General features: G+C 69.7%; 21 protein-coding genes and 2 pseudogenes. 14 read left to right on the forward strand and 9 right to left on the reverse strand.

The annotated features are described in order from the left end of the window. On the reverse strand, positions 1 to 137 hold a 137-nt coding region (locus tag IE271_RS34850), incomplete at its 3' end, for a transposase (protein WP_190194481.1). Between the two features lie 67 nt (positions 138 to 204). Here IE271_RS34850 and IE271_RS34855 point away from each other — a divergent pair. Continuing rightward, positions 205 to 465 (forward strand): annotated as a pseudogene (locus tag IE271_RS34855) (alpha-glucosidase); the annotation flags it as partial. Positions 466 to 549: 84 nt separating this feature from the next. Here IE271_RS34855 and IE271_RS34860 read toward each other — a convergent pair. Further along, positions 550 to 951, reverse strand: a complete 402-nt coding sequence (locus tag IE271_RS34860) for a hypothetical protein (protein WP_190194482.1) — start codon at positions 949 to 951, stop codon at positions 550 to 552. Between the two features lie 410 nt (positions 952 to 1361). Between IE271_RS34860 and IE271_RS34865 the strand changes: the two genes are divergently transcribed. Beyond that, positions 1362 to 3755: a Tn3 family transposase gene (locus IE271_RS34865; protein ID WP_229919774.1), complete on the forward strand. Its 2394-nt coding sequence runs from the start codon at positions 1362 to 1364 to the stop codon at positions 3753 to 3755. Positions 3756 to 3910: 155 nt separating this feature from the next. Here IE271_RS34865 and IE271_RS34870 read toward each other — a convergent pair whose 3' ends face one another. Genes IE271_RS34870 through IE271_RS34880 form a run of 3 tightly spaced genes read right to left on the reverse strand, consistent with a single transcriptional unit; the run spans position 3911 to position 5709 of the window. After that, positions 3911 to 4900 (reverse strand): aldo/keto reductase, encoded by a 990-nt coding sequence (locus IE271_RS34870; RefSeq protein ID WP_190194483.1) that lies wholly within the window; start codon positions 4898 to 4900, stop codon positions 3911 to 3913. A 51-nt stretch (positions 4901 to 4951) separates the two neighbouring features. Further along, positions 4952 to 5539, reverse strand: coding sequence for a flavodoxin family protein (locus tag IE271_RS34875; protein ID WP_190194484.1), 588 nt, complete (start codon positions 5537 to 5539; stop codon positions 4952 to 4954). Positions 5540 to 5547: 8 nt separating this feature from the next. After that, positions 5548 to 5709 carry a hypothetical protein gene (locus tag IE271_RS34880; RefSeq protein WP_190194485.1) on the reverse strand — a complete coding sequence of 54 codons (162 nt, stop codon included), beginning with the start codon at positions 5707 to 5709 and terminating at the stop codon, positions 5548 to 5550. A 70-nt stretch (positions 5710 to 5779) separates the two neighbouring features. Between IE271_RS34880 and IE271_RS34885 the strand changes: the two genes are divergently transcribed. After that, complete coding sequence (locus IE271_RS34885; RefSeq protein ID WP_190194486.1) at positions 5780 to 6487, forward strand: TetR/AcrR family transcriptional regulator; 708 nt, start codon at positions 5780 to 5782, stop codon at positions 6485 to 6487. Between the two features lie 84 nt (positions 6488 to 6571). On the opposite strand, the pseudogene IE271_RS34890 reads toward IE271_RS34885, so the two are convergent. The 4 genes and pseudogenes from IE271_RS34890 to IE271_RS34910 all read right to left on the reverse strand — a co-directional run. Next, a pseudogene (locus IE271_RS34890) lies at positions 6572 to 6874 on the reverse strand (ISAzo13 family transposase); the annotation flags it as partial. Positions 6875 to 7280: 406 nt separating this feature from the next. Further along, the gene (locus IE271_RS34900) at positions 7281 to 8048 is read right to left on the reverse strand and encodes a MerR family transcriptional regulator (protein ID WP_190194506.1); all 768 of its coding nucleotides are present in this window, start codon (positions 8046 to 8048) and stop codon (positions 7281 to 7283) included. Positions 8049 to 8148: 100 nt separating this feature from the next. After that, the gene (locus IE271_RS34905) at positions 8149 to 8601 is read right to left on the reverse strand and encodes a hypothetical protein (RefSeq protein WP_190194487.1); all 453 of its coding nucleotides are present in this window, start codon (positions 8599 to 8601) and stop codon (positions 8149 to 8151) included. A 593-nt stretch (positions 8602 to 9194) separates the two neighbouring features. Further along, positions 9195 to 9656 (reverse strand): MarR family winged helix-turn-helix transcriptional regulator, encoded by a 462-nt coding sequence (locus tag IE271_RS34910; protein ID WP_229919775.1) that lies wholly within the window; start codon positions 9654 to 9656, stop codon positions 9195 to 9197. Between the two features lie 139 nt (positions 9657 to 9795). Between IE271_RS34910 and gap the strand changes: the two genes are divergently transcribed. The 11 genes from gap to ispH all read left to right on the forward strand — a co-directional run bounded on the left by gap (position 9796) and on the right by ispH (position 22960). Further along, entirely contained in the window at positions 9796 to 10800 is a 1005-nt protein-coding gene (gap, locus tag IE271_RS34915; protein ID WP_190194489.1) for a type I glyceraldehyde-3-phosphate dehydrogenase, read from the forward strand. Positions 10801 to 10979: 179 nt separating this feature from the next. Beyond that, positions 10980 to 12176 carry a pentalenolactone synthase gene (penM, locus tag IE271_RS34920; RefSeq protein ID WP_190194490.1) on the forward strand — a complete coding sequence of 399 codons (1197 nt, stop codon included), beginning with the start codon at positions 10980 to 10982 and terminating at the stop codon, positions 12174 to 12176. 136 nt (positions 12177 to 12312) lie between these two features. Beyond that, entirely contained in the window at positions 12313 to 13164 is an 852-nt protein-coding gene (gene ptlH, locus IE271_RS34925; RefSeq protein WP_190194491.1) for a 1-deoxypentalenic acid 11-beta-hydroxylase, read from the forward strand. A 58-nt stretch (positions 13165 to 13222) separates the two neighbouring features. Then, a complete protein-coding gene (locus tag IE271_RS34930; RefSeq protein ID WP_190194492.1) occupies positions 13223 to 14677 on the forward strand; it encodes an MFS transporter in 1455 nt (484 codons plus the stop codon). Positions 14678 to 14804: 127 nt separating this feature from the next. Then, positions 14805 to 15626, forward strand: a complete 822-nt coding sequence (gene ptlF, locus IE271_RS34935) for a 1-deoxy-11-beta-hydroxypentalenate dehydrogenase (protein ID WP_190194493.1) — start codon at positions 14805 to 14807, stop codon at positions 15624 to 15626. Next, positions 15623 to 17377 (forward strand): neopentalenolactone/pentalenolactone D synthase, encoded by a 1755-nt coding sequence (ptlE, locus tag IE271_RS34940; protein WP_190194494.1) that lies wholly within the window; start codon positions 15623 to 15625, stop codon positions 17375 to 17377. The genes ptlF and ptlE overlap by 4 nt, the downstream gene beginning before the upstream one ends. A gap of 34 nt (positions 17378 to 17411) precedes the next feature. Further along, on the forward strand, positions 17412 to 18311 hold the full coding sequence (ptlD, locus tag IE271_RS34945) for a neopentalenolactone/pentalenolactone F synthase (RefSeq protein WP_190194495.1): 900 nt from the start codon (positions 17412 to 17414) through the stop codon (positions 18309 to 18311). Continuing rightward, positions 18308 to 19321, forward strand: a complete 1014-nt coding sequence (locus IE271_RS34950; RefSeq protein WP_190194496.1) for a polyprenyl synthetase family protein — start codon at positions 18308 to 18310, stop codon at positions 19319 to 19321. The genes ptlD and IE271_RS34950 overlap by 4 nt, the downstream gene beginning before the upstream one ends. A 123-nt stretch (positions 19322 to 19444) precedes the next feature. Further along, positions 19445 to 20458, forward strand: coding sequence for a pentalenene synthase (gene ptlA, locus IE271_RS34955; protein ID WP_190194497.1), 1014 nt, complete (start codon positions 19445 to 19447; stop codon positions 20456 to 20458). Between the two features lie 112 nt (positions 20459 to 20570). Next, the gene (ptlI, locus tag IE271_RS34960) at positions 20571 to 21965 is read left to right on the forward strand and encodes a pentalenene oxygenase (protein ID WP_190194498.1); all 1395 of its coding nucleotides are present in this window, start codon (positions 20571 to 20573) and stop codon (positions 21963 to 21965) included. Then, a complete protein-coding gene (gene ispH, locus IE271_RS34965) occupies positions 21962 to 22960 on the forward strand; it encodes a 4-hydroxy-3-methylbut-2-enyl diphosphate reductase (RefSeq protein WP_190194499.1) in 999 nt (332 codons plus the stop codon). Before ptlI ends, ispH begins: the two co-directional genes overlap by 4 nt. Positions 22961 to 22984: the final 24 nt, after the last annotated feature.

Consider the following 22984-nt stretch of genomic DNA (forward strand, 5'->3'; position numbering starts at 1 on the left):
CCCGTCCGGGCCCTGAAGAGCACCCCGTTGACCACCGTCCGGTGATCGGACCACTGCCCACCGGGCCGACCGTTGGCCGGCAGCAAGGGCGCGATCGTCTGCCACTGCTCGTCGGTCAGTTCATGTCGCCGCACCATGACCAACGCCTGACCGGCCCAGAGCTTGGTCCACCGCGCCGGACAAGAGCCATCAGAAACGACCTAGACCCTGGAGCTGTACCGCGCGGCCCTCGCCACCCCGCGAACACCCGGACCTCGGCGCCGGCGACGCGGTCGAGTGGCTCGGCGCCCGGAGGGCGTCCTGGCCTTCCGCCGCGGCGACTTCGTGTGCGTGGCCGACACGACGCCGGAATCGGTGACGACTCCGGCGTACGGCCGTGTCCTGCTCGCCAGCGGCCAGGTACTGGAGGGCGACGGGGACGCGAAGATCCCGGCCGACACGACGGTGTGGTTCACGACGGCCTGACGCCCGGGACGCATGGGCAGAGCCCGTCATCGCTTGTGCCGGTGACGGGCCCTGCCGCTGTCATGGGGTGCCGGGCACGCGCTCTCAGCCGGGTTCCCGGCAGTTGAGCTGTCCGTCGATCTGCTCGGCGGTCTCCGGACCGTCGCTCGTCCAGTACTCCCCGGCCTTCAGCCGCGCCCGGGAGAGCAGTCGGACATCCAGGACGTCGTCGCGTCCGTCACCCGAGGGATCGGTGTAGCTGACGTCGAGGTTGCGAGGTACGACGCTCGGCCTCGGAGCGTGGTGTGCGAACCCGTCCCCGGACCAGAGCTTGACGACTCCCTTGCCGGCCGTCGGCGACATCGGCTGGGAGGCCCACCAAAGGATCGGCGGATTCTCGTGCTTCGTGTCGTCGAAGTCCGTGACTTCCACGCGTCGTATCTCGTCTGTCGAGCAGAGGGGGATCTTGACGCTGATCCCCTCCCCCTCGACGCGCGCACCGAACACGGGGGGATCCGCCGGATCGGACGGCGCGAGGCCGCACCCTCCTTCGAGGAGAGCGAGGGCGGCGACAAGAGCTGGAGCAGCGGCCCGGCGATGTTTCAGCAACGGTATCCGCCCCATCTCAGGTTCGCCTGGCGTTCGTAGCGGTTGCGGCAGGGATTGCTTCCCGCGCGCCAGTAGCGGATGCCGAAGCCCAGACCGTACCGGAGCCACTGGGATCGGTGCCTCTTCTCATGCCTGATCCGGTCTCGTGTGACATAGGCGGGATCGTTGGAGGTGAAGTGGGTCGTGTCGAGAGTGGTACCGCCGCGGGCGTGGAGTCCCCACCCACCTTGGCACACCCCGCGCCGTTGCTTCGTGCCCGGCCTGTTCGTCAGGCCGAACGAGTAGTCGACGTAGGGGCGGGGCCGTTCATGCGCAGGGAGTGGTCGCCCGAGGACGTGGTGGCGTGTTGGACGCCGGTGGGCAGTGATTGGGGTCTGGTCGCGAACAAGTCCGGCCCGACGCGGCTCGGGTTCGTGCCGATGCTGAAGTTCTTCGAGCCGGAGGGCCGGTTTCCTCAGATCCTGGAGGAGTTCCCGCAGGCCGCGGTCGCCTACGTGGCCGACGTGGTCAAGGTGCCGGTGGAGGACTTGGCGAAGGAGATCACCGACGCCCTGGTGGAACTGCTCGTTGCCCTGGTCCACAAGATCAACGCTCGTGCCGAGCGGCGGGTGGAACGGCAGCTGACGGCGGAGCTGAAGAGGGTGAGGGGCAAGGAGGGCATCCTCTTCCGCCTCGCGGATGCGGCGGTGGGACGGCCGGAGGGGACCGTACGCGCGGTGCTGTACCCGGTGGTGGGTGAGAAGACGCTGCGCGACCTGGTCGCGGAGGCGAAGGCGAACGAGAAGGCGTTCAGGGCCAAGGTCCGCACCACGCTGCGCTCGTCGTACAGCTCGTACTACCGGCAGATGCTGCCGCCGCTACTGAACACGCTGGGCTTCAAGTGCAACTACACCGCGTACCGGCCGGTGACGGACGCGCTCGCGCTGCTGGCCAGGTACGCCGACGTCGACGGCAAGACGCGCTTCTACGACGCCGGCGACGTCGTGCCGATGGACGGCGTGGTGCGCAAGGACTGGCGCGAGGCCGTCGTCGACGACAAGGGCAAGGTCGAGCGCGTCCCGTACGAGCTGTGCGTGCTGGTGGCGCTGCGGGACGCGATCCGGCGCCGGGAGATCTACGTCGAGGGCGGGAGACGGTGGTGCATCCCGGAGGACGACCTGCCCGGCGACTTCGAGTCGGCCCGCACCGTGCACTACGCCGCGATCCGCCAGCCCGAGGATCCCAAGGAGTTCGTCACCGGGCTGAAGCGCCGGACGACGGACGGCCTGGACCGGCTGTCGGCGGCGCTCGCGGACGGCTCGGCGGACGGGGTGAAGGTCACCACCCGCAAGGGCGAGCCGTGGATCACCGTGCCGAAGCTGGAACCGCTGGACGAGCCCACCGGCCTTCAGGCCCTCAAGGACGAGGTCGTACGACGGTGGGGCGCGCTCGACCTGCTGGACGTGCTGAAGAACGCCGACTTCCTCACCGGCTTCACCGACGAGTTCTCCTCGGTCGCCGCGTACGAGCGCATCGACCGCGCCACCCTCCAGCGGCACCTGTTGCTCGCACTGTTCGCCCTGGGCACCAACATGGGCATCCGGGCGATCGTGGCGACCGGCGAGCACGGCGAGACCGAGGCCGCGCTGCGGCACGTGCGCCGGCACTTCATCACCGTCGACAACCTCCGCGCGGCCGTCACCCGGCTCGTGAACGGCACGTTCGCCGCCCGGGATGCCGCCTGGTGGGGACAGGGCACCTCGTACGCGTCGGACTCGAAGAAGTTCGGGTCCTGGTCCTCGAACTTCATGACCGAGCACCACGCCCGCTACGGCGGCAACGGCGTGATGATTTATTGGCACGTGGAGAAGAAGAACGTCTGCATCTACTCCCAGCCGAAGTCCTGTTCGTCGTCCGAGGTCGCGGCGATGATCGAGGGCCTGTTGAGGCACTGCACAGACGCCGAGACCGAGTCCGACTACGTCGACACGCACGGCGCGAGCGTGGTCGGGTTCGCATTCACCGAGCTGCTCAACTTCCGTCTGCTGCCGAGGCTGAAGAACATCGGCAGCATCCGCATGTACCGCCCGGACGACACCCCGCCCGGCTGGCCGGCGCTCGGCGCCTCGCTGACGACCCGGGCTGTCAAGTGGGACCTGATCGCCCAGCAGTACGACCGGATGGTCAAGTACGCCACCGCCCTGCGCCTGGGCACCACAGAGGCGGAACAGGTCCTGCGGCGCTTCACCCGCGGTGGCCCCGAGCACCCCACCTACGCCGCGCTCGAAGAGCTCGGCCGCGCGGTTCGCACCATCTTCGCGTGCGATTACCTGGCCAGCCCCGGCCTGCGGCGTGAGATCCACGGCGGGCTCCAGGTCGTGGAGAACTGGAACTCGGCGAACACCGCGCCGCTCTACGGCGAGGGCGGCGCCCTGACCGGACCGGACAAGGAGCACGCCGAGACGTCGATGCTCACCCTGCACCTCCTCCAGCCAAGTCTCGTCCACATCAATACGCTGCTGCTGCAACAGGTCCTGGCCGAGCCGGAGTGGGCGAAGAGGCTCAGCGGCGAGGACCGGCGCGGGCTGACCGCGCTGTTCTGGTCGAACGTCAACCCCTACGGCATCTTCCGCCTCGACATGGACAAGCGGCTCGACTCGGGGCTGTCGATCACAGTGTCCCGGCCGCGTTTCCCTGAGTCCACCGCGACTATGCCCAGCTGAGTGTTCGGCGCCGTCGGCGAGAGACGCCCGAAGCCGGCTCCAACGGCTTCGGGCGTCTCTCGTCGTGGCTGGCATCGCAAGGCTCCGGTGATCCGGGCCTTGCCGGGCCCGTGTGCCGCCGTCGGTGTCCGAGTGCATCTGTCCCAGGGTGGGTCTCAGATCCAGGTGGGCACGTGCCCCTCGGTGTAGCGGGCGCCGAAGCCGCCGTGGGGGAGGATCTCGTCGATGGCCTTGAGGTCGGTGTCGGTGAGGGTGAGGTCGGCGGCGCCGACGTTTTCCTGGATGCGCTTCGGGCTGCGGGTGCCGGGGATGGGCACGATGTGCTCGCCCCGGGTCAGGAGCCAGGCCAGGGCGAGCTGGGAGACGGTGGCACCCTTGGCCGCCGCGAGCTCGGCGAGCCGGTCGACGGCTTCGACGTTCTTCTCGAAGTTGCCCGGCTGCCAGCGCGGGTCGACGTTGCGTATGTCGTTGCCTTCGTACCGGCCGGCGGGCTTGGCGGTGCCGGTGATGAACCCGCGGCCGAGGGGCGAGTAGGCGACGAAGCCGATGCCGAGTTCGTCCAGGACCGGGAAGAGCTGCTCGACGTCCCGTTCGAACAGGGAGTACTCGGTCTGCAGGACGGAGACCGGCTGCACGGCGTGCGCCCTGCGGATCGTCTCGGGCCCGGCCTCGCTGAGACCGAAGTACTTCACCCAGCCCGCGTCGATCAGTTCTTTGACGGTGCCTGCGACCTCCTCGATGGGCACCTCGGGGTCGACGCGGTGCTGATAGAAGACGTCGATGTGATCCACGCCGAGGTAGCGCAGGCTGTTGTCGGCGACCTTGCGGATGTTGTCGGGCCGGCTGTTGAGAGGGCCGCCGATCTGCTCGGGCGGTACCGACATGTCGACGCCGAACTTGGTGGCCAGGACCACGTCGTCGCGGAAGTCCCTGACCGCCTTGCCGACCAGGATCTCGTTGGATCCGGTGCCCCAGCCGTACATCTCGGCGGTGTCGAAGAAGGTGACGCCCAGGTCGTGCGCGCGGCGGAGGGCGGCGACGCCGCCCTCCTCGTCGGTGGGTCCGTAGGCCATCGTCAGGCCCATCGCGCCGTAGCCGATCGCCGAGACCTCAAGGCCCTGGCTTCCGAGTGTCCGGTGCTGCATGACTCACTCCTCGGAAAGAAACTGGAAGGCATTTTCTGGCGGACCGTTGTGTCAGTGCGCTGCGGCGGTCAGTCCGGCGCGGTGGATGCGGGTGTGCTCGGCGACGCGCCGGCCGAGGTGGCGGGCGGTGTTGAGGTCTGCGTCGTGGACGGCGGGGGTGTCGTTGAAGCTCTGTGCGCCGGCGCCGAGGTAGAAACCGAGGCGATTGTCGTCCTGGGGGCCGGATGTGGTGGTGTTCCAGCCCGGCAGGAGGTTCAGGCTCACCCAGAGCATTCCGTGCTGGGCCGCCAGGAGCGCCAGGTACTGCAGGGTGTGCAGTTTGTCGCCGCTCATGGAGCCGGAATTGGTGAATCCCGCCGCGAGCTTGTCGCTCCAGGCGCGGGTCATCCACCGCTTGCTGGTGGCCTCGGCGAAGGCGTGGAACACCCCCGACGCGGTGCCCATGTAGGTGGGGGTACCGAAGATGATGGCGTCCGCGGCGTCCATCAGTTCCCAGTCGGCGTCGCTGAGGGAGGCGACGTCCACGCGGTGGACGTGCGTCCCGGCGAGGGAACGCGCGCCGTCGGCGACGGCAGTGGCGATCTGCGCGGTGTGGCCGTAGCCGGAATGCGACGCGATGACGATCGAGATATCGGACACGGGTGTTCCTATCCTGCCGCGATGGCGGCGTGTTCGGTGGTGTGCAGGCAGACGATGAGCTGCCCGGTGCGGCGGTCGGCCGCACTGCTCCACGAGTGGGGACCGACGTCCCGGGCCGGGGTGCGGGGCATGCCCGGGTGTCGCGGGCCGGCGCCGACCACCATCAGCATGGATCGTCGTTCCGCTTTAGACAGTAGCACCGATAAGGCGGCGATACGCAAGATGAGATATCGTTGTTCCATGAACGAGGGACGACGCGCCGCGCGACGCCAGGTACTGCAGGTGGCCGCCAAGCTTTTGGAGGAGGGCGGCAGCGAAGCGGTCTCCACGCGCGCGGTCGCCGCAGCCGCGGGGATCACGGCCCCCGCGCTCTACCGGATGTTCGACGACAAGGACGGACTCCTGGCCGAGCTGGCCGCCTACGGATTCGAGATGTACCTGGCCGAGAAACGGGAGGCACTGGCGCTGACCCCGGACGACCCGGTGGCCGACCTCTACCGCGGCTGGGACCTGCACGTCGACTTCGGACTGCGGCACCCCGCGTTCTACATGCTCATGTACGGCACCGTGCAGCCCGGGCAGCGGCCCCCGGCCGCGGACGAGGCGCACGCCCTGCTGATGAGACTGCTGCGCCGCGCGGCCGAGGCCGGGCGCCTTCGGGTTCCGGTGGAGCAGGCGACCCGCGTCATCCATGCGGCGACGACGGGTGCCACGCTGGCGCTGATCGGCGAAGAGCCCTCGCAGCGGGACCTGACCACTTCGGCGCGGCTGCGGGACACCGTCATGGCCTCGGTCACCACGGACTCGCCCGCCTCATCCGGGTCCGACCTGGCCTCGCACGCACTCGCCCTCGATGCCGCACTTGAGACCGCGCTCAGCACCGGGGTACCTCTGCGAGACACGGAGACGGCTCTGCTGCGCGAATGGCTACAGCAGTTGGCAGGCTGAAGGGGCCGCCTACTCCACAGGCGGTGGGCGCAGTCGGTTACGCCGGCCGTGCAGAACTCGATGTGCGTGTCGGCAGACGGCGGCGGGCTCGACCAGAGCCAACAGCGCCTCACGCAGACCCGGCTCGCGCTCCACCAGGCGCTTGCGACCACCGCCCACCCGGCGGACCCGGCCCAGCGGGGCCTGGCCGGAGGCGAGCTCGCGCACACCCAGCGACACCGTGCCCTCCCGGACACCCGCGGCACGGGCCACCGCCCGGATCCCCCCATGACCGAGCGAGCGAGCCTCCGCCCCTGTCAACAGACGACGCTGCCGCTCATCCAGATGCGGCAGAATCGCCGCAAACTTCGCCGCCAGAACTGTCCGTGGCTCGTCCGACCCACCCATGCCTGACCAACGAACCACCGGGCGGAAAGCCACGGTCCATTGATCTGCGAGTCCTTGGAACTCCTAACAAAGCGCGAGGTTTTTCAGTCGGCGCCGGCAGGTGATGCTGCAGGCCAGGCTGAGGAACGCTTCGTGGATGTCGTCGCGTATCTCCCAGCGGATGCGGAGCCGGCGGAACCAACCTCGATTCGTCAGCAGTGATCGCTGCTTGATGAGGCGGTGGCTTCGCCCCGTTTGTTCCACTGGTGGGCGGGTGGGGCCGTCGCGTGTCGCTGCGGCTGCGCCGGGTTCCACGGCCCGGAGACTGGTGCGGAGTACGGCTGCAATGGGCGAAGCGCGGCAGAGGATGGACGAGGGCTTGTCGTTGCCGCCGGGGTCTGCAGACCCCGGCGGGCGGATCCGCTGGTCAGCTCAGCCGGGCATCGGCGTAGCAGACCATCGCATCGCGCTGGTAGTCGGCCAGCCCGTCGGCGATCTTGTCCAGGTTCGCGCGGGACTGCGGGTCATCGGCGAAGTACTGGCCCATCCCCTTGAAGGCGGCCGCGTTCGGGCTCCAGTACCGGCACACGAACCGGTACTGGGCGTCCACCGCGGCCTGCACCGCCACATCGGCGACCGGTGTGCCGGCCGCCATGAACTCCGCCATGCGGATCAGGTGCGCGGTCACCTCGCGCTGGTACTGCTCCGCGTCCTCGGCGGTCATCTTCTCCACGGCCTGCTGGGACTGCTCCCACGCCTGAGGCCATCGCTCCCGGACCTCGGCGTCGATCCGGGGGCGGGAGGGCTCGAAGCCCTCGAACAGGTTCTCCGGCCTGTTGATCTTCACCATGTCGTTGTTGTCCCTGTCCTCCTCGAGTGCGGCGATGGTGCGGCCGACCGTGCGGGCGAGCATCTCCAGCCGGTCCCGTTCCACGAGCAGCCGTCGGTGGTGCTCGCGCAGCACGGCCACTTGATCGATCCGGCTCTCCAGGACCGCCCGGATCTCGCGCAGCCCCACGTCCAGCTCGCGCATCAGCAGGATCTGCTGCAACCGCAGCAGGTCGGCCTCCTCGTAGTAGCGGTGCCCGTTGCTCCCGATCCGCGCCGGCGGCAGCAGGCCGATCTCGTCGTAGTGCCGCAGCGTCCGGGACGTCACCCCGGACATCCGGGCCACGTCCGCGATCGACCAGGCCATTGCCCTGCCTCCCATCGCCGGGCCGGTCCCTCCGGCCCCGCAGAAGACCGTAGAAGTTGACGCAGCGGAAAGCACAAGCGGGAAACCGGCGGCAGGCACCCTATCGACGGTGCTGGGCATGACGAAGGCGCAGGTCGCCGAAGAGCCGGCCCCGGCCGAACCAGAAGCCGTCCCAGTGCCGGATGCCGACACCGTGCAGGCGGATGTGCGGCTGGCGTCCGCTGAAGGCCGGCAGCCAGGGCAGTCGCTCGGCGATCTCCTTCTCCAGCAGGGGGTCGTCGGTGATGCGCCAGGCGTCGATGAGCAGATTCAATGACGGGGCGACGATGGCGTGTCCGTAGGCGACTTCGTGTTCGGGGAGCTGGTCGCCCAGGCCGATGAAGCAGTGCGCCGATCGCACGATCTCCTCGCGCAGTCGCGTTGCTCGTTCCTGCTGTCCGTCCCTGTCCAGAGCGTCTGTGGCCTCCACGACGGTCTCGGACAGGCCGATCGCCAGGTGGCGTCCGGCGCCCAGGTCATAGGCGCGTTCGAGGATGTGGGCGGCTGTTTCCAACTGTTCGGGGCGAGGGTGGAGTCGGTGGTACTCCAGGCAGCGGAAAGACCTGACGGAGTCCTACCGGAGCACGGACTCGCTACCGATCACGTCGTCCAGAGCCAGGACCGGACCGTGCTCCGTGCACGCCGGAGGCGCCCGGAATGCCTCACGAATCGGTGGCCGGCCGCGGCGGACGGCGCGCGTTCGTGTCAGGCACAAGGCATCATGGCCTCGGCGACGGAGAGGCGGAGGCACCGGTTGCCTGAACGGCGCCATGAGCCCTGCGGGACGAATCCTTGCCCGCGTACGTACGCGGGGTCGGCAGCTGCATGGACGCGCGAGGGCGGCGTCTCCCTCGGTGGTCGGAGCGCCGGGCGGACTTGGCATGCACTTGCTCACGGTGCGAGCCCGTTCCGGAGGCCGGACGGGTGGCCGTACCGCAGCATGCGGCACAACGCTGGACAGCTACGGGACGTCGCCAAGATCTATAGGACTCCGCAGGACCACGCGAATGCCGCTCTCGACCGTGGCGGCGTGGTGTCCGACGCATGGGACCGTAGCCCCTCGTCGGTCCGTGGGCGTGGCCGTCACGTTCGAGGAATGGACGGGCCCTACCGTCCGGTTTCGGCCCCGAGTTCCGCCAGGCGGGTCAGGGCGGGCAGAGCCGCGGCGATCGCCTGTCGTTCCGCGGGCGTCAGCTGGGCGATCAGCGGGGTCAGGTGACGCCCCCGGTCCTCGTGCCGGGCCTGGCCGATCTTCCGGCCGTTGTCGGTGATGTCGACGAGGACGGCGCGTCCGTCCGCCGGGTCGGGACGGCGTTCCACGAGTCCGTCGCGTTCGAGACGGGTGACCAGCTGGGTGAGTCCCGGCTGGCTGATCTGCTCGGTCCTGGCGAGTTCGGTCAGCCGCCTCGGGCCACTGGAGGCCAGGGTGTCCAGCACGGACAGTGTCGTGAACGACAGCTTCTGCACCGCGGGCAGCCGGATGTAGTAGCGGTTGAAGTGCTCGATCGCCCTGATGAGGTCACCGACGTCCAGGTCGGTATCGCTGTCGGCACGCTGAGTAGAAGTCACCCTGGAAATGTATCGCAGATTTATATAAGCTCCTGATCGATCACGTGCCGGTGCCTCGTCCAGGCGCACGGTTTGCATTGCACCTCGGCGCAACGGCGCGTCAGTTGACTTGTAGAGCGCTAGGTGAGGAACACACCAAATGACTGTGCGAATCGGTATCAACGGCTTCGGGCGCATCGGCCGCAACGTCTTCCGTGCGGCGGCCGCGCGGACTTCGGAGCTGGAGATCGTCGCCGTCAACGACCTGGGCGACGTGCCCACGATGGCCCACCTGCTCGCTTACGACTCGATCCTGGGACGCTTCCCCGAGGAGATCACCGCCGAGCCGGGCGCGATCCGCGTGGGCGACCGGACGATCAAGGTCCTCGCCGAGCGCGACCCCGCCGCCCTGCCCTGGGGCGACCTGGGAGTGGACATCGTGATCGAGTCCACCGGCATCTTCACCGACGCCGCGAAGGCTCGCTCGCACGTCGAAGGTGGAGCGAAGAAGGTCATCATCGCCGCTCCGGCCAGCGGCGAGGACGTCACGGTGGTGCTGGGCGTCAACGAGGACGCCTACGATCCCGAGCGCCACACCATCATCTCCAACGCCTCCTGCACCACCAACTGTCTCGGCGTACTGGCCAAGGTGCTGCACGACGCCATCGGCATCGACACCGGCATGATGACCACGGTCCACGCCTACACGCAGGACCAGAACCTCCAGGACGCCCCGCACAAGGACCTGCGCCGGGCCCGGGCCGCGGCCCTGAACATCGTGCCCACCTCCAGCGGCGCCGCCAAGGCCATCGGCCTCGTCCTGCCGGAACTCGCCGGCCGACTGGACGCCTTCGCCCTGCGCGTACCCGTCCCCACCGGCTCGGTCACCGACCTCACGGTCACCACTCGCCGCGGCACCACCGTGGACGAGGTGAAGGAGGCGTACGCAGCGGCGGCCGCGGGACCGTACAAGGGCTTGCTGTCCTACGTGGACGCGCCGTTGGTCAGCACCGACATCGTGGGCGACCCGGCCTCCTGCGTCTTCGACGCCGGGCTCACCCGGGTGTCCGGCCCGCAGGTCAAGGTCGTCGGCTGGTACGACAACGAATGGGGCTACTCGAACCGCCTCATCGACCTGGCACTGCTCATCGGGTCGTCCCTGTAGTCCCTCGCCGACCCGGCGTCTGCACCACCCGCACGTCAGCAATGGTCGTCCGCCGAAGCAGCGGCCGCCGCTTCGGCGCGCCCGTGAACCGGCGCGCAGCTCACCCGACGCCACCGATGCCGTCGGCGTGCCCCGGAGGTCCGACGAATCCCCTGCACGACGCCATGAGGACGGACTGAATGAAGGAACTCCCGAAGTTACCGTTCGACAACCCATCCGTGGTCGGCATCGCGCCCCAGATGCGCGCACTGCAGCAGGAGGGGCCGATCACCAGGGTGCGGACCGCCGGTGAGGATGCCTGGCTGGTCACCCGCTACGACGAGGTGAAGGCGCTGCTCGCCGACCGCCGGCTCGGTCTCAGCAATCCCGCCCCGGAGCAGTCGGCCAAGAGCGCGGCCAGACGCTTCATGGTCGCGCTGATGGCCGGGGACGACCACGACACCGAGGCCACCAGGCATGCGCAGATGCGCGCGCTGCTCGTGCCCCGGTTCTCCACGCGCCGGATGCGCCTGATGAAGGCCCGGATCGAGCACCATGTGGACGACCTGCTCGACCAGTTGGCCGCCGGTTCTCCGCCGGTCGACCTGCACCGCGCGCTGTCGTTTCCGTTGCCGACCATGGTGATCTGCGATCTGCTCGGCGTGCCGTTGGCCGACCGGGAGCGGTTCGGGCAGTGGGCGAGAGGCACATTCGACCAGAGCGACAACCAGCACTCGGCGGACACCTTTCAGCAGGTTGTCGACTACACGACGGAACTGGTGGCGCGCAAGCGGACCGAGCCGGGCGACGACATCCTGTCCGAGCTGATCGCCGAGAAGGACGGCGCACTGTCCGATGCGGACATCGCCCACCTGGGCAACGCCGTGCTCTTGTTCGGCTACGAGACCACCATTGTGCGCATCGATCTGGGCACCCTGCTGCTGCTGCGCAATCCGGCCCAGCGTGCCCTGCTGGCCGAGAAGCCCGAACTCGCCCCGGCCGCGGTCGAGGAGATCCTGCGACTGGGCGTCGGCGGCAAGGGATCCAACGCTCTGATACCCCGCTACGCGCACAGCGACATCACCGTCGGCGAGACAGTGATCCGGACCGGGGACGCGGTGATGCTGGCCATCGGCGCGGCCAACTACGACGGCCGGGCGTTCCCCGACGGAGACCTGTTCGACCTGGCCCGGAACAAGCCCAAGTCGCACCTGGCGTTCGGGCACGGCGTCCGGCACTGCATCGGCCGCACGCTGGCCCGGATCGAGCTGACCGCGGTGTTCGAGCGGCTGTTCCGCAGACTGCCCGACCTGCGGCTCGCGGTGCCGGAGGAGTCTCTGCGCTGGCAGGAGCACCGGATCACCGGCGGGTTCGACGAACTCCCCGTCACCTTCTGAGTGGCATTGCACGAGCGACAACACAGCCGTCCACCGTTCATGGTCACAGGTGGCACACACCGCAGGACCGAAGCCGACGGCTCGCCCGCATGTTTGACGCTCCTTCCCCCACGCACAGTCACGAGGACAAGAAACCATGACGGACACTTTCAGCGACTACGTCGACTGCACACCCCTTCTCGACGACCGTGAGGCCCTCGACCGGTTCTACGACGAGCACGGCTACCTCTACCTGCGCGGCGCTCTGGACCGTGAGCTCGTACGTACCGCCGCCGAGCAGATGCTCGAGGGCCTGATCGCACTCGGCCACGCCGCCCCCGGCACCACGCTCGACACCCTCACCATCGAGTCCTTCGAGGCGGTCGACGAGGTGGCGATGCACGACTACGTCAAGTACGACGACCTGTGGAACCACCCCTCGACCCTCAAGGTCTGGGAGAAGGTCTTCGGCGAGCCCGTCTTCGTCTTCAAGTCGACGACGATCCGCTACTACCCCTCCGCCGCGGGCTCCGCGGAGCCGAGCTTCCTGACGCCGCTGCACCAGGACGGCTTCTACATAGGCCCGAACAAGGACTTCCGCACCGCCTGGCTACCGCTGCTCGCGACGACCCGCGGCATAGGCGGCGTCGCCATCGCCGACGGCAGCCACAAGAAAGGCCCGCGCGAGCACGTCGTCACCGAGAACTTCCGCCGCTTCGGCCACGCCGTGCGCGGTATCCCGGCGGAGGAGTTCGGCGCGGACGAGCAGCTGCTGTTCTCTCCCATGGAACCGGGCGACGTGCTCATCTTCCACGCCTTCATGTGTCACAAGTCCATCCCGAACGTCTCGGTGAACCCGGCCGGCATGCGGATGTCGATGGACACCCGCATCCAGCCCGCCTCCTCACACCGCGGGTTCAACGCGCTGACCCCCTGGCCGGAGTCCGCGAAGGACTCCTCCAAGGGAATCATGTCGAAGATCACCGGCACTCCCACCACCACCGAGTGACGTAGTCACTCCGCACCCGCCTCGACCATCCCTCCACAAACGCCTGGGTAGGCAGCACATGACGAAACGCGAGGGCCTCCCCCCTCTGAAGGGGCCCAACGCGACACCGCAGCCCCCGGCCGGCACGGAACCGGCCACCGCGGCGCTCAGTGGCATCGCCCTCATGGTGGTGCTCACCGGATACGCCCTGTCCATCGTGGACGCCTCCATCGTCAATGTGGCGCTGACCTCGATCAGTGACGACCTCCACGGGGGCCCCGCCGCACTGGAGCTGGTGGTGTCCGGCTACGGTCTCACCTACGCCCTCGGCCTGGTGCTGGGCGGACGGCTGGGCGACGCCTTCGGCAGACGGCGCCTGTACGCCTACGGGCTCGCGGCGTTCACCGTCACCTCGGCGCTGTGCGGACTCGCCCCGACCATCGAGTTCCTCGTCACGGCCCGGTTGCTGCAGGGCGCCGCCGCCGCCATGCTCGTACCGCAGGTGCTGGCGACGATCCAGGCGTCCACCGAGGGCCAGGCACGCGCCCGTGCGATCGGCATGTACGGTGCAACCGCGGCTCTCGGCATGGTCGTCGGACAGATCCTGGGCGGACTGCTGGTCTCGCTGGACGTCGCCGGGATCGGCTGGCGGTCGGTCTTCGCGATCAATGTGCCGATCGGAGTGGCCGCGCTGCTGGCCGTCCGGCGCGTCCCCGCGACCAGGGCCGACACGAAGCCGGGCTTCGACCCGGCAGGCACCGTGCTGTTCGGTGTCACCATGGTCTGTGTCCTGGCCGTGGTCGTGGCCGGCCCCGACCTGGGCTGGCCGCTGTGGCTGTGGTCGCTGCTCGCTCTCGCCACGGTGGGGGCGCTGGCTCTGGTGCGGGCCGAACGCGGGCTGGAGGCGCGGGGCGGCTCACCGTTGCTGTCCCCGTCGGTGCTGTCCTATCCGGGGATGCGCAGAGGGCTGGCGGCGATGGTGCCGTTCTCGGCCGGCTTCGGCGCCTTCCTGTTCGTCTACGCGCTGATCGCGCAGGGTCACTTCGGCCTCGACGGGCTCGCCTCCGGCGCGGTGCTGACGCCGTTCGCCGCGGCGTTCTTCGTGGTGGCGCAGTTCACCCCGAGGATCGCGGCGGCCCTGGGCGGCCGGATCGTCACCCTGGGCGCCCTCGTCCAGGGGGCGGGCCTGCTGCTGCTGGCGCTGGTGATCTGGCTGGGCTGGCCGCACCCCTCCCTGGCGCTCGTACTCGTCGGGATCGCCTTCTTCGGCGTAGGGGCGGCGCTGACCGGCCCGACGCTGTTCCGGATGATCCTCGCCGACGTGCCCCCCGCGCAGGCCGGCATGGGCAGCGGCGTGCTGGTGACCAGCCAGCAGATGGCGACCGCGCTGGGCGCGACCGTCGGCGGGACCCTCTATCTCTCCCTGGCCGGTTCGCTGTCGACGGCGACGGCGGCCGTGCTCGTCCTCGCCCTGTTGGCGTGCTTCTCGGCGACCGTTCTGGTGATCAGCCTGAAGCTCCCCGACCCGGGCTGACGCCCGCGTCCCTCGAACGGCGCGATCTGATCCAGACCTTCTCGTCGGCAACGGCGCGCCGTTCTTCGGCGTGCCCGCGCGCAGAAGCGGAGACAGCCAAGTGCAGTTTCGGACAAGGACAGCCGTGGTGACCGGCGCGGCCAGCGGCATCGGCCTCGCCCTCAGCGCCCGCTTCGCACGGGCCGGCGCCGGCGTGATCATGGCGGACGTCGAAGGCGACGCACTGCACCGCCGGGCCGCCGAACTCACCGCACAGGGCGCTCAGGTCACCGCGGTGACCGCCGACCTGACCGACCCGGACGCCGTCGAACGGCTCACGGACACGGCGTTCGACCTGCTCGGCGACATCGACGTGGTGTGCAACAACGCCGGGGTCCTCGGCCCCGTGGGACAGCCCCTGTGGGAGGTGCCGCTGGAGCGGATGCGGCAGGTCTTCGAGGTGAACCACTGGGCGCACATCCTGGTGGCCCGCGCCTTCGTCCCCCGGCTGCTGGAGCGCGGCCGGCCCGCCCATCTGGTCCACACCGCCTCGATGTCCGCCTTCGTCGTCGGCGCCGGCAGCGCCGCCTACGCCGCCTCCAAGCACGCCGATCTCGCGGTCGCCCGCAGTCTGCGCGCCGATCTGCAGGGCACCGGGGTCCGGGTGTCGGTGCTGTGTCCCGGCCGGGTCGACACCCCCATGGTCCAAGGCCTGACGGCCCCGCGCGGCGCGGGCGGCGACACCTCGGTGAGCGCCGAGGACGTCGCCGGACTCGTGTGGGAGGCCCTCGGCTCCGACCGCTTCTATCTCTTCAGCAACCCCGACGCCCCGCTGCGGCTGCGCGATCAGTTCGACGACGTATGGCGTCATGTTTCCCTTCCGTCCGCTTTACCCGAGGAGGAACTGTGGGCAGCGCCGAAAGAGACGACCGTAGCGATGAGACATCGGCCGTCGACCTGGAAGCGGTGAGGGAGAAATACCGGCAGGAACGCGACAAGCGCAGCGTCGGTCGCACCTACCAGTTCGCACGCGGTGACTTCAGCCGCTACGCGCGAGACCCCTACACCGAGCGACGGGAGCGCGAGCCGCTCACCGACGAGGTGGACGTCGCCGTCGTCGGCGCCGGCATCGGCGGCCTGCTGACCGGCGCCCATCTGCGCAAGGAGACCGGCCTGGAGCGCATCCGGCTGATCGACGAGGCCGGCGACGTCGGCGGCACCTGGTACTGGAACCGCTTCCCCGGCGTCCGGTGCGATGTCGAGAGCTACATCTACATGCCGCTGCTCGAGGAACTGGGCACGATACCCACCGAGAAGTACTCCACCGGGCCCGAGATCTTCGCCCACCTCCAACGGATCGCCCACAAGTACGACCTCTACCGCGACGCCCTCTTCCAGACCGCCGTCACCGAGCTGCGCTGGGACGAGGCCGCCGGGAAGTGGCTGGTGAGCACCGACCGCGGGGATCTGATCCGGGCCCGGTACGTGGCCATGTCGATCGGTCTGATGCACCGCCCCAAACTCCCCGGGCTGCCGGGCCTGGAGACGTTCGCCGGGCATTCCTTCCACGCCAGCCGCTGGGACTTCGACTACACCGGCGGTGACAGCACCGGCAACCTGACCGGGCTGAAGGACAAGAAGGTCGGCGTCATCGGCACCGGCTCGACGACCGTCCAGCTCGCCCCGCACCTCGCCGAGTGGGCCGAGCAGCTCGTCGTCTTCCAGCGCACCCCGGCCGCGGTCGACGTCCGCGGCAACCGGCCCACCCCACCCGACTGGGCGGACGGCCTCGAACCCGGCTGGCAGCAGCGCCGGATGGAGAACTTCCACGCGTTGACCTCCGGTATCCCGCAGGACGAGGACCTGGTCCAGGACCGCTGGACCCAGACCACGGCCAAGCTGGCCGCCGCGATCCTGCCCACCGGCGACACCGGGGGCGACCCGAAGGAGCGGGCGCTCGCGGCCGAGCGGGCGGACTTCCTGAAGATGGAGGAGCTGCGCGCCCGCATCGACAGCGTTGTCACCGACCCCGCGACCGCCGCCGCCCTCAAGCCGTACTACCGCGTGTACTGCAAGCGGCCCTGCTTCCACGACGGCTACCTCCAGACCTTCAACCGGCCCAATGTGACCCTGGTCGACACCCAGGGGCAGGGCGTGGAGCGGCTCACCCCGGCCGGGGTGGTCGCGAACGGCCGGGAGTACCCGGTCGACTGCCTGGTCTTCGCCACCGGCTACGAGCACGAGTTCGCCGTCCCGTACACCGACCGCGCCGGCTACGACATCGTCGGCCGCGACGGTGTGAAGCTGTCGGAGAAGTGGGCGGACGGGGCGCGCACCCTGCACGGACTCCAGGTGAACGGCTTCCCCAACTGCTTCATCCTGTCCAAGGTCCAGGCCGGCCGGCACGTCAACATCGCCTACATGCTGGGCGAGCAGACCCGGCACCTCGCGCACATCGTCAAGTGCGTCGAGGAGCGCGGCCACCGCATCGTGGAGGCATCCGAAGCCGGTGAGAAGGAATGGGTCGAGGAGATCCTCCGGCTCGCCACCAACGACATCGACTTCCTCGAGAACTGCACACCCGGCCTCTACAACAACGAGGGCGACCCGAGCGGACTGCCCCTGCTCAACTCCAGCTACGGCGGCGGCTCGGTGGAATTCGTGAACATCCTCAGGCGCTGGCGCGAGGCGGGCGACCTCGCCGGCCTCGAACTGCGCTGACCACCCCACCCTTCTGCGAAAGGCGGCAACGCCCATGGACGTAACGCCGATACCCGGCGCCGCTCTCGGCGCCGTCGTGCACGGCGCCCATGTCGCCGGCGACATGGCCGAGACCCAGTCGGAGGAGATCTGGGCGGCGCTCGACGCGCACCTCGTGCTCGTCTTCCGCGGCCACGAGCCCCCCTCCTACGAGGAGTTCCTAGCCTTCGGCCGCCGCTTCGGGTACATCCCGAAGACCGGTCTGACCAGCGGCGCCCACCCCGACCACAACGAGATCCTGATCGTCTCCAACCTGGTGGAGGACGGCCACAAGATCGGTGTCGGCGACGCCGAGTGGATGGGCTGGCACACCGACTACTCCTTCCGCCCCCGCGTCTCCCAGGTCGGCTTCCTGGAGGCCATGGAAGTGCCGTCCTCCGGCGGCGGGGAGACCCTCTTCACCGACATGTACGCCCTGTACGAGTCGCTGTCGCCCGAAGAACGCCGGCGACTGCACTCCTACCGGGTCCGCCACGCCCTGCGCACCGGGTACGAGGAGACCATCGAGGAGGAACTCCAGGGCGAGGTGTCCCTCGGCGAGAACACCGAGCGGATCCAGCCCGAGGACGGCACCTCCACCATCCACCCCCTCATCGCCCGCAATCCGCGCACCGGCCGCCAATCGGTCTACATCAGCACCCTGAACACCGAGCGGATCGTGGACCTCGCCCCCGACCAGAGCCGCAAGCTGCTCGACGAACTGCTGTCGCACGCGGGCAAGCCGCAGTACACCTACGTCCACGCCTGGCAGCCCGGGGACATCGTCATGTGGGACCAGCTCGGCACCGTCCACGCCAAGCAGGCCTTCGACCCGGCCGAACGGCGCATCATGCGCCAGGTCGTCAGCATCTTCGACGACCCGACCGACCCCTGGCGCGCGGAGGCCGCCGCATGAGCACCGCTCCCGCCCGCCTCAGCCACAGCCGGGTCACGATCACCCCGGCGCTGCGGGCCGCCGTCGACCGGCTCGACCACCGCTCACGTCACCAGGCGGCCTACCACTTCGGCTGGATCACCGCCGGCGGCGCGCCCACCAGCGCCGACGCCGGCAAGGCCGTACGGCCGGCGCTCGCACTGCTGTCGGCCGAGGCGGTCGGAGCACCGCCGGAGGTCGCCCTGCCCGGCGCCGTCGCCGTGGAACTCGTGCACAACTTCTCCCTGGTGCACGACGATCTGATGGACGGCGACGAGCAGCGCCGCCACCGGCGCACGGTGTGGAAGCTGTGGGGTCCCTCCAGCGCCATCCTGACCGGTGACGCGATGCTGGCGCTCGCCCAGGAGGTGCTGCTGGACACCGGGCTGCCGACGGCGGCGCCCGCCGCCCGGCTGCTGGCGCGCACCACCCGGCATCTGATCCGCGGCCAGGTCCAGGACCTGTCCTTCGAGCAGCGCTCGCACGTCACGGTCGAGGAGTGCATCGACATGGCCGCCGGCAAGACCGGCGCACTGCTGTCGGCTAGCGCCGCGATCGGCGCCGTCCTCGCCGGGGCACCGGAGACGACGGTGGACGCGCTGGCGCTCTACGGCGACCAGATCGGCGTCGCCTTCCAGCTCGTCGACGACGTTCTCGGCATCTGGGGCGACCCGGCCGTCACCGGCAAGTCGGTCCACTCCGATCTGCGCTCCCGCAAGATGTCCCTGCCGGTGAGCCACGCACTGAACCAGGACGGCCCGCTCAGCGACGAGCTGGCCACCTGGCTCACCACCACCGACGAACCCGACGAGGAGGAGCTGCGGCGCGTGGCCGCCCTGATCGAAGGCGCCGGCGGCCGGGACTGGGCGCTGGCCGAGGCCGCCCGGCGGACGGCGCTGGCCGAGGACGCGCTGCGCGGTGTCGAGCTGGACGCCGGCGCGCGGGACGAACTCCTCGCGCTCGGGCGGTTCGTCGTCGACCGCGAAGTCTGAGACCGGGCCGCCCCCGTACCCGTACGCCCCTTCCCGGCTTCTGACGCTCCGATCAGCGCGACACCCCCGACAGGGCACCACCATGCCCGCTGCCCCTCCACAACCCACTCCCAAGGATTCCCCATGCCCCAGGACGTCGACTTCCACATCCCCCTGCCGGGCCGGCAGAGCCCGGATCACGCACGGGCCGACGCCGAACAGCTCGCCTGGCCGCGGTCGCTCGGGCTGATCAAGTCCGAGGCGGCGGCAACGCGTCATCTGCGCGGCGGCTACGCCGACCTGGCCTCCCGCTTCTACCCGCACGCCACCGGCGCCGACCTGGACCTGGGCGTCGACCTGATGTCGTGGTTCTTCCTCTTCGACGACCTCTTCGACGGGCCGCGCGGCGAGAACCCGGAGGAGACCAAGCGCCTCACCGACGCCGTGGCGGCGGCACTGGACGGACCGCTGCCAAACTCGGCGCCCCCGATCGCCCACGGGTTCGCCGACATCTGGCGGCGCACCTGCGAGGGCATGACACCGGCCTGGTGCGTGCGCAGCGCCCGGCACTGGCGCAGCTACTTCGACGGCTACGTCGACGAGGCGGAGAGCCGCTTCTGGGACACGCCGTACGATTCCGCGGCCCAGTACCTGGCCGTGCGCCGGCAGACCATCGGGGTGCAGCCGACGGTCGACCTCGCCGAGCGCGCGGGCCACTTCGAGGTGCCGCACCGAGTCTTCGACAGCGCCGTGCTCTCCGCGATGCTCCAGATCGCCGTCGACGTCAATCTGCTGCTCAACGACATCGCCTCGCTGGAGAAGGAGGAGGCCCGAGGCGAGCAGAACAACATGGTCATGATCCTGCGCCGGGAGCACGGCTGGTCCACGGACCGCAGCGTCGCCCACATCCAGAGCGAGGTGCGCGCCCGACTGGAGCAGTACCTCCTGCTGGAGGCCTGCCTGCCGCAGGTCGGCGACATTTACCGGCTCGACGCGGCCGAGCGCGAGGCCCTGGAGCGCTACCGCGACGACGCCGTGCGCACCGTGATCCGCGGTTCCTACGACTGGCACCGCTCCTCGGGCCGCTACGACGCCGAGTTCGCGCTCGCCGCCGGTGCCCAGGGCTACCTGGAGGAGCTCGGCAGCACCGCCCACTGACGGCACCGCACACCAGCGACACGCACCCGCGCCCGGTCGTCGCGGCGGCACAGCTGTCAACGGACCGGAACGGCCGTCAACAGACCAGTTACGACGGGAAGTCGAGAATCGAATGACCGAGCAGACCACCTTCTCGGCGGGAGCGGCGCCCGGGGCGCTCCCCGTCGTGGGACACGCCCTCCAGATGCTGCGTCACCCCGTGAACTTCATGACATCGCTGTCAGCCCACGGCGACCTGGTCGAGATCAAGATCGGTCCCACCACGGCCCACGTCCCGACCCACCCCGAACTGCTGCGGCACGTCCTGACCAACGACCGCATCTTCGACAAGGGCGGCGTCTTCTACGACCGCGCCCGTGACATCGCCGGCAACGGCCTGGTCACCTGCCCGTTCGCCGACCACCGCCGCCAGCGCCGGCTGATGCAGTCGGCGTTCACCCGCGGCCGGCTCAAGCGGTACGCCGAAGCCATGCACGCCGAGATCGAGGCCACGGCGTCGCGCTGGCAGGACGGCATGGTCGTCGACGCCTTCCAGGAGATGTACGGCATGGCCCTGCGCACGGTCGGCCGCACCCTGTACTCCACACCCGTCAGCCCCGAGCTGGCGGCCAAGGTGGAACGTTCCTTCGACGTCGTGCTCAACGGCCTGTTCCGGCAGATGTTCCTGCCGGCCTCGATCCGCCGGCTGCCCCTGCCGTCCCAGCGCCGCTACAGGAGCAACCTGGACTTCCTGCACGAGACCACCCAGCAGCTCATCGACGACTACCGCAGCTCCGACACCGAGCGCGACGACCTGCTCGCCGCCCTGATCGCCTCCCGCGACGACGACGGCGGCCGGCTCGACGACGAAGAGATCCACGACCAGGTCATCACCGTCATGGCGGCCGGCACCGAGACCGTCGCCGGCACCCTCACCTGGGTCTTCTACCTCCTCTCCCAGCACCTGGAGATCGAGGCCGCGCTCTACGACGAGATCGACACCGTCCTCGACGGCCGCGCCCCGCAGTGGGACGACCTGCCGAACCTCTCCCTGGCCGACCGGATCATCTCCGAGACGCTGCGACTGCACCCGCCGGCCTGGCTGTTCACCCGCCTCACCACATCCCCGGCCGAACTCGCGGGCCGTCGGCTGCCCACCGGCTCCACCGTCGTCTTCAGCCCCGCCGCGGTCGCCCAGTACGAGGACGCCTTCGACAACCCCGAGAAGTTCGACCCCGACCGCTGGCTCCCGGACCGTATCGCGCCGGCCTCCCGCCACGCCTACGTGCCGTTCGGCACCGGCGCCCGCAAGTGCATCGGCGACCTCTACGCACGCACCGAGGCCACCCTGGGGCTCGCCACCATCCTCGGCCGCTGGCGGGTCACCTGCGAGCCCGGCATGGACATCCGCCCGGTCCCGCTGGCCACCGTCTACCACCCGCGCCGGCTGCGCCTGAGGCTGGACGCACGCACCCCGCGCCGGACGACCTCCGCCGTCCCCGCACCGGCCGGGGGTGACGCGACGTGAGCGAGGGGAACGTCGTCCTGGCCCAGCCGCGCGGCTTCTGCGCGGGCGTACGGCGCGCCATCGGCATCGTCGAGCGGGCGCTGGACCTGCACGGGGCACCGGTGTACGTGCGCAAGGAGATCGTGCACAACCACTACATCGTCTCGGAGCTGCAAAAGCGCGGCGCGGTCTTCGTCGACAGCGAGGAGGAGGTCCCGCAGGGCGCGGTCTGTGTCTTCTCCGCGCACGGCGTCTCCCCCGCGGTGCGCTCCGCCGCCGCCGGCCGGCAGCTCGAAGTCATCGACGCCACCTGCCCGCTGGTCGCCAAGGTCCACCAGGAAGCGGTCCGCTTCGCCCGCGACGGCCGCACCGTCCTGCTCGTCGGACACGTAAGCCACGAAGAGGTCGAGGGCGTCCTCGGCGAGGCCCCCGACCGGATCGTCGTCATCGAGACCGAGGACGACGTACAACGCCTCGGCCTGCCCGACGACACCCCGGTCGCCGTCCTCACCCAGACCACCCTCTCGTTCGACGAGACCGAGCGCGTCGTCGAGGCCCTGCGCGCCCGCTTCACCGACCTGATCACCCCCGGCGACGACATCTGCTACGCCAGCCAGAACCGGCAGAACGCCGTCAAGGACCTCGCACGCGACAACGACCTGGTCCTGATCGTCGGCTCGCACAACTCCAGCAACTCGCTGCGCATGGTCGAGGTGGCCCGCGACCGCGGCACCGCCGCCCATCTGGTGCCCGACGAACAGCACCTCGAAGCGGCCTGGCTGAAGGACGTGTCGTCGGTCGGCATCAGCGCCGGGGCCAGTGCCCCGGAGATCCTCGTCGACGGGCTCGTCGCCCGGCTCGCCGATCTCGGCTTCGACCAGGTCCAGCTCCAGCGGGGCATCGCCGAGGACGTCGTGTTCTCCATGCCCGGCCGGCTGGCCGACCCGGTCACCGGCCGCGTCCCGCAGACACCGCTGGCCGGCGAGGTCTCGCCCGCCCCCGGTGAGATGAGTTGAGCCCGCGTCCGCAGAAGGAGAGTT

The sequence above is a fragment of the Streptomyces minutiscleroticus genome (genome assembly GCF_014650875.1).
Lineage (GTDB): Bacteria > Actinomycetota > Actinomycetes > Streptomycetales > Streptomycetaceae > Streptomyces > Streptomyces minutiscleroticus.

Bases quoted from the DNA above. Each gene is read 5' to 3' on its own strand.
- penM (WP_190194490.1), top strand. From the start codon at position 10,980: ATGAAGGAACTCCCGAAGTTACCGTTCGACAACCCATCCGTGGTCGGC.
- ptlI (WP_190194498.1), top strand. From the start codon at position 20,571: ATGACCGAGCAGACCACCTTCTCGGCGGGAGCGGCGCCCGGGGCGCTC.
- IE271_RS34950 (WP_190194496.1), top strand. From the start codon at position 18,308: ATGAGCACCGCTCCCGCCCGCCTCAGCCACAGCCGGGTCACGATCACC.
- IE271_RS34865 (WP_229919774.1), top strand. From the start codon at position 1,362: ATGCGCAGGGAGTGGTCGCCCGAGGACGTGGTGGCGTGTTGGACGCCG.
- IE271_RS34885 (WP_190194486.1), top strand. From the start codon at position 5,780: ATGAACGAGGGACGACGCGCCGCGCGACGCCAGGTACTGCAGGTGGCC.
- gap (WP_190194489.1), top strand. From the start codon at position 9,796: ATGACTGTGCGAATCGGTATCAACGGCTTCGGGCGCATCGGCCGCAAC.
- ptlH (WP_190194491.1), top strand. From the start codon at position 12,313: ATGACGGACACTTTCAGCGACTACGTCGACTGCACACCCCTTCTCGAC.
- ptlD (WP_190194495.1), top strand. From the start codon at position 17,412: ATGGACGTAACGCCGATACCCGGCGCCGCTCTCGGCGCCGTCGTGCAC.
- IE271_RS34870 (WP_190194483.1), bottom strand. From the start codon at position 4,900: ATGCAGCACCGGACACTCGGAAGCCAGGGCCTTGAGGTCTCGGCGATC.
- IE271_RS34880 (WP_190194485.1), bottom strand. From the start codon at position 5,709: ATGCTGATGGTGGTCGGCGCCGGCCCGCGACACCCGGGCATGCCCCGC.
- IE271_RS34930 (WP_190194492.1), top strand. From the start codon at position 13,223: ATGACGAAACGCGAGGGCCTCCCCCCTCTGAAGGGGCCCAACGCGACA.
- IE271_RS34900 (WP_190194506.1), bottom strand. From the start codon at position 8,048: ATGGCCTGGTCGATCGCGGACGTGGCCCGGATGTCCGGGGTGACGTCC.
- ptlA (WP_190194497.1), top strand. From the start codon at position 19,445: ATGCCCCAGGACGTCGACTTCCACATCCCCCTGCCGGGCCGGCAGAGC.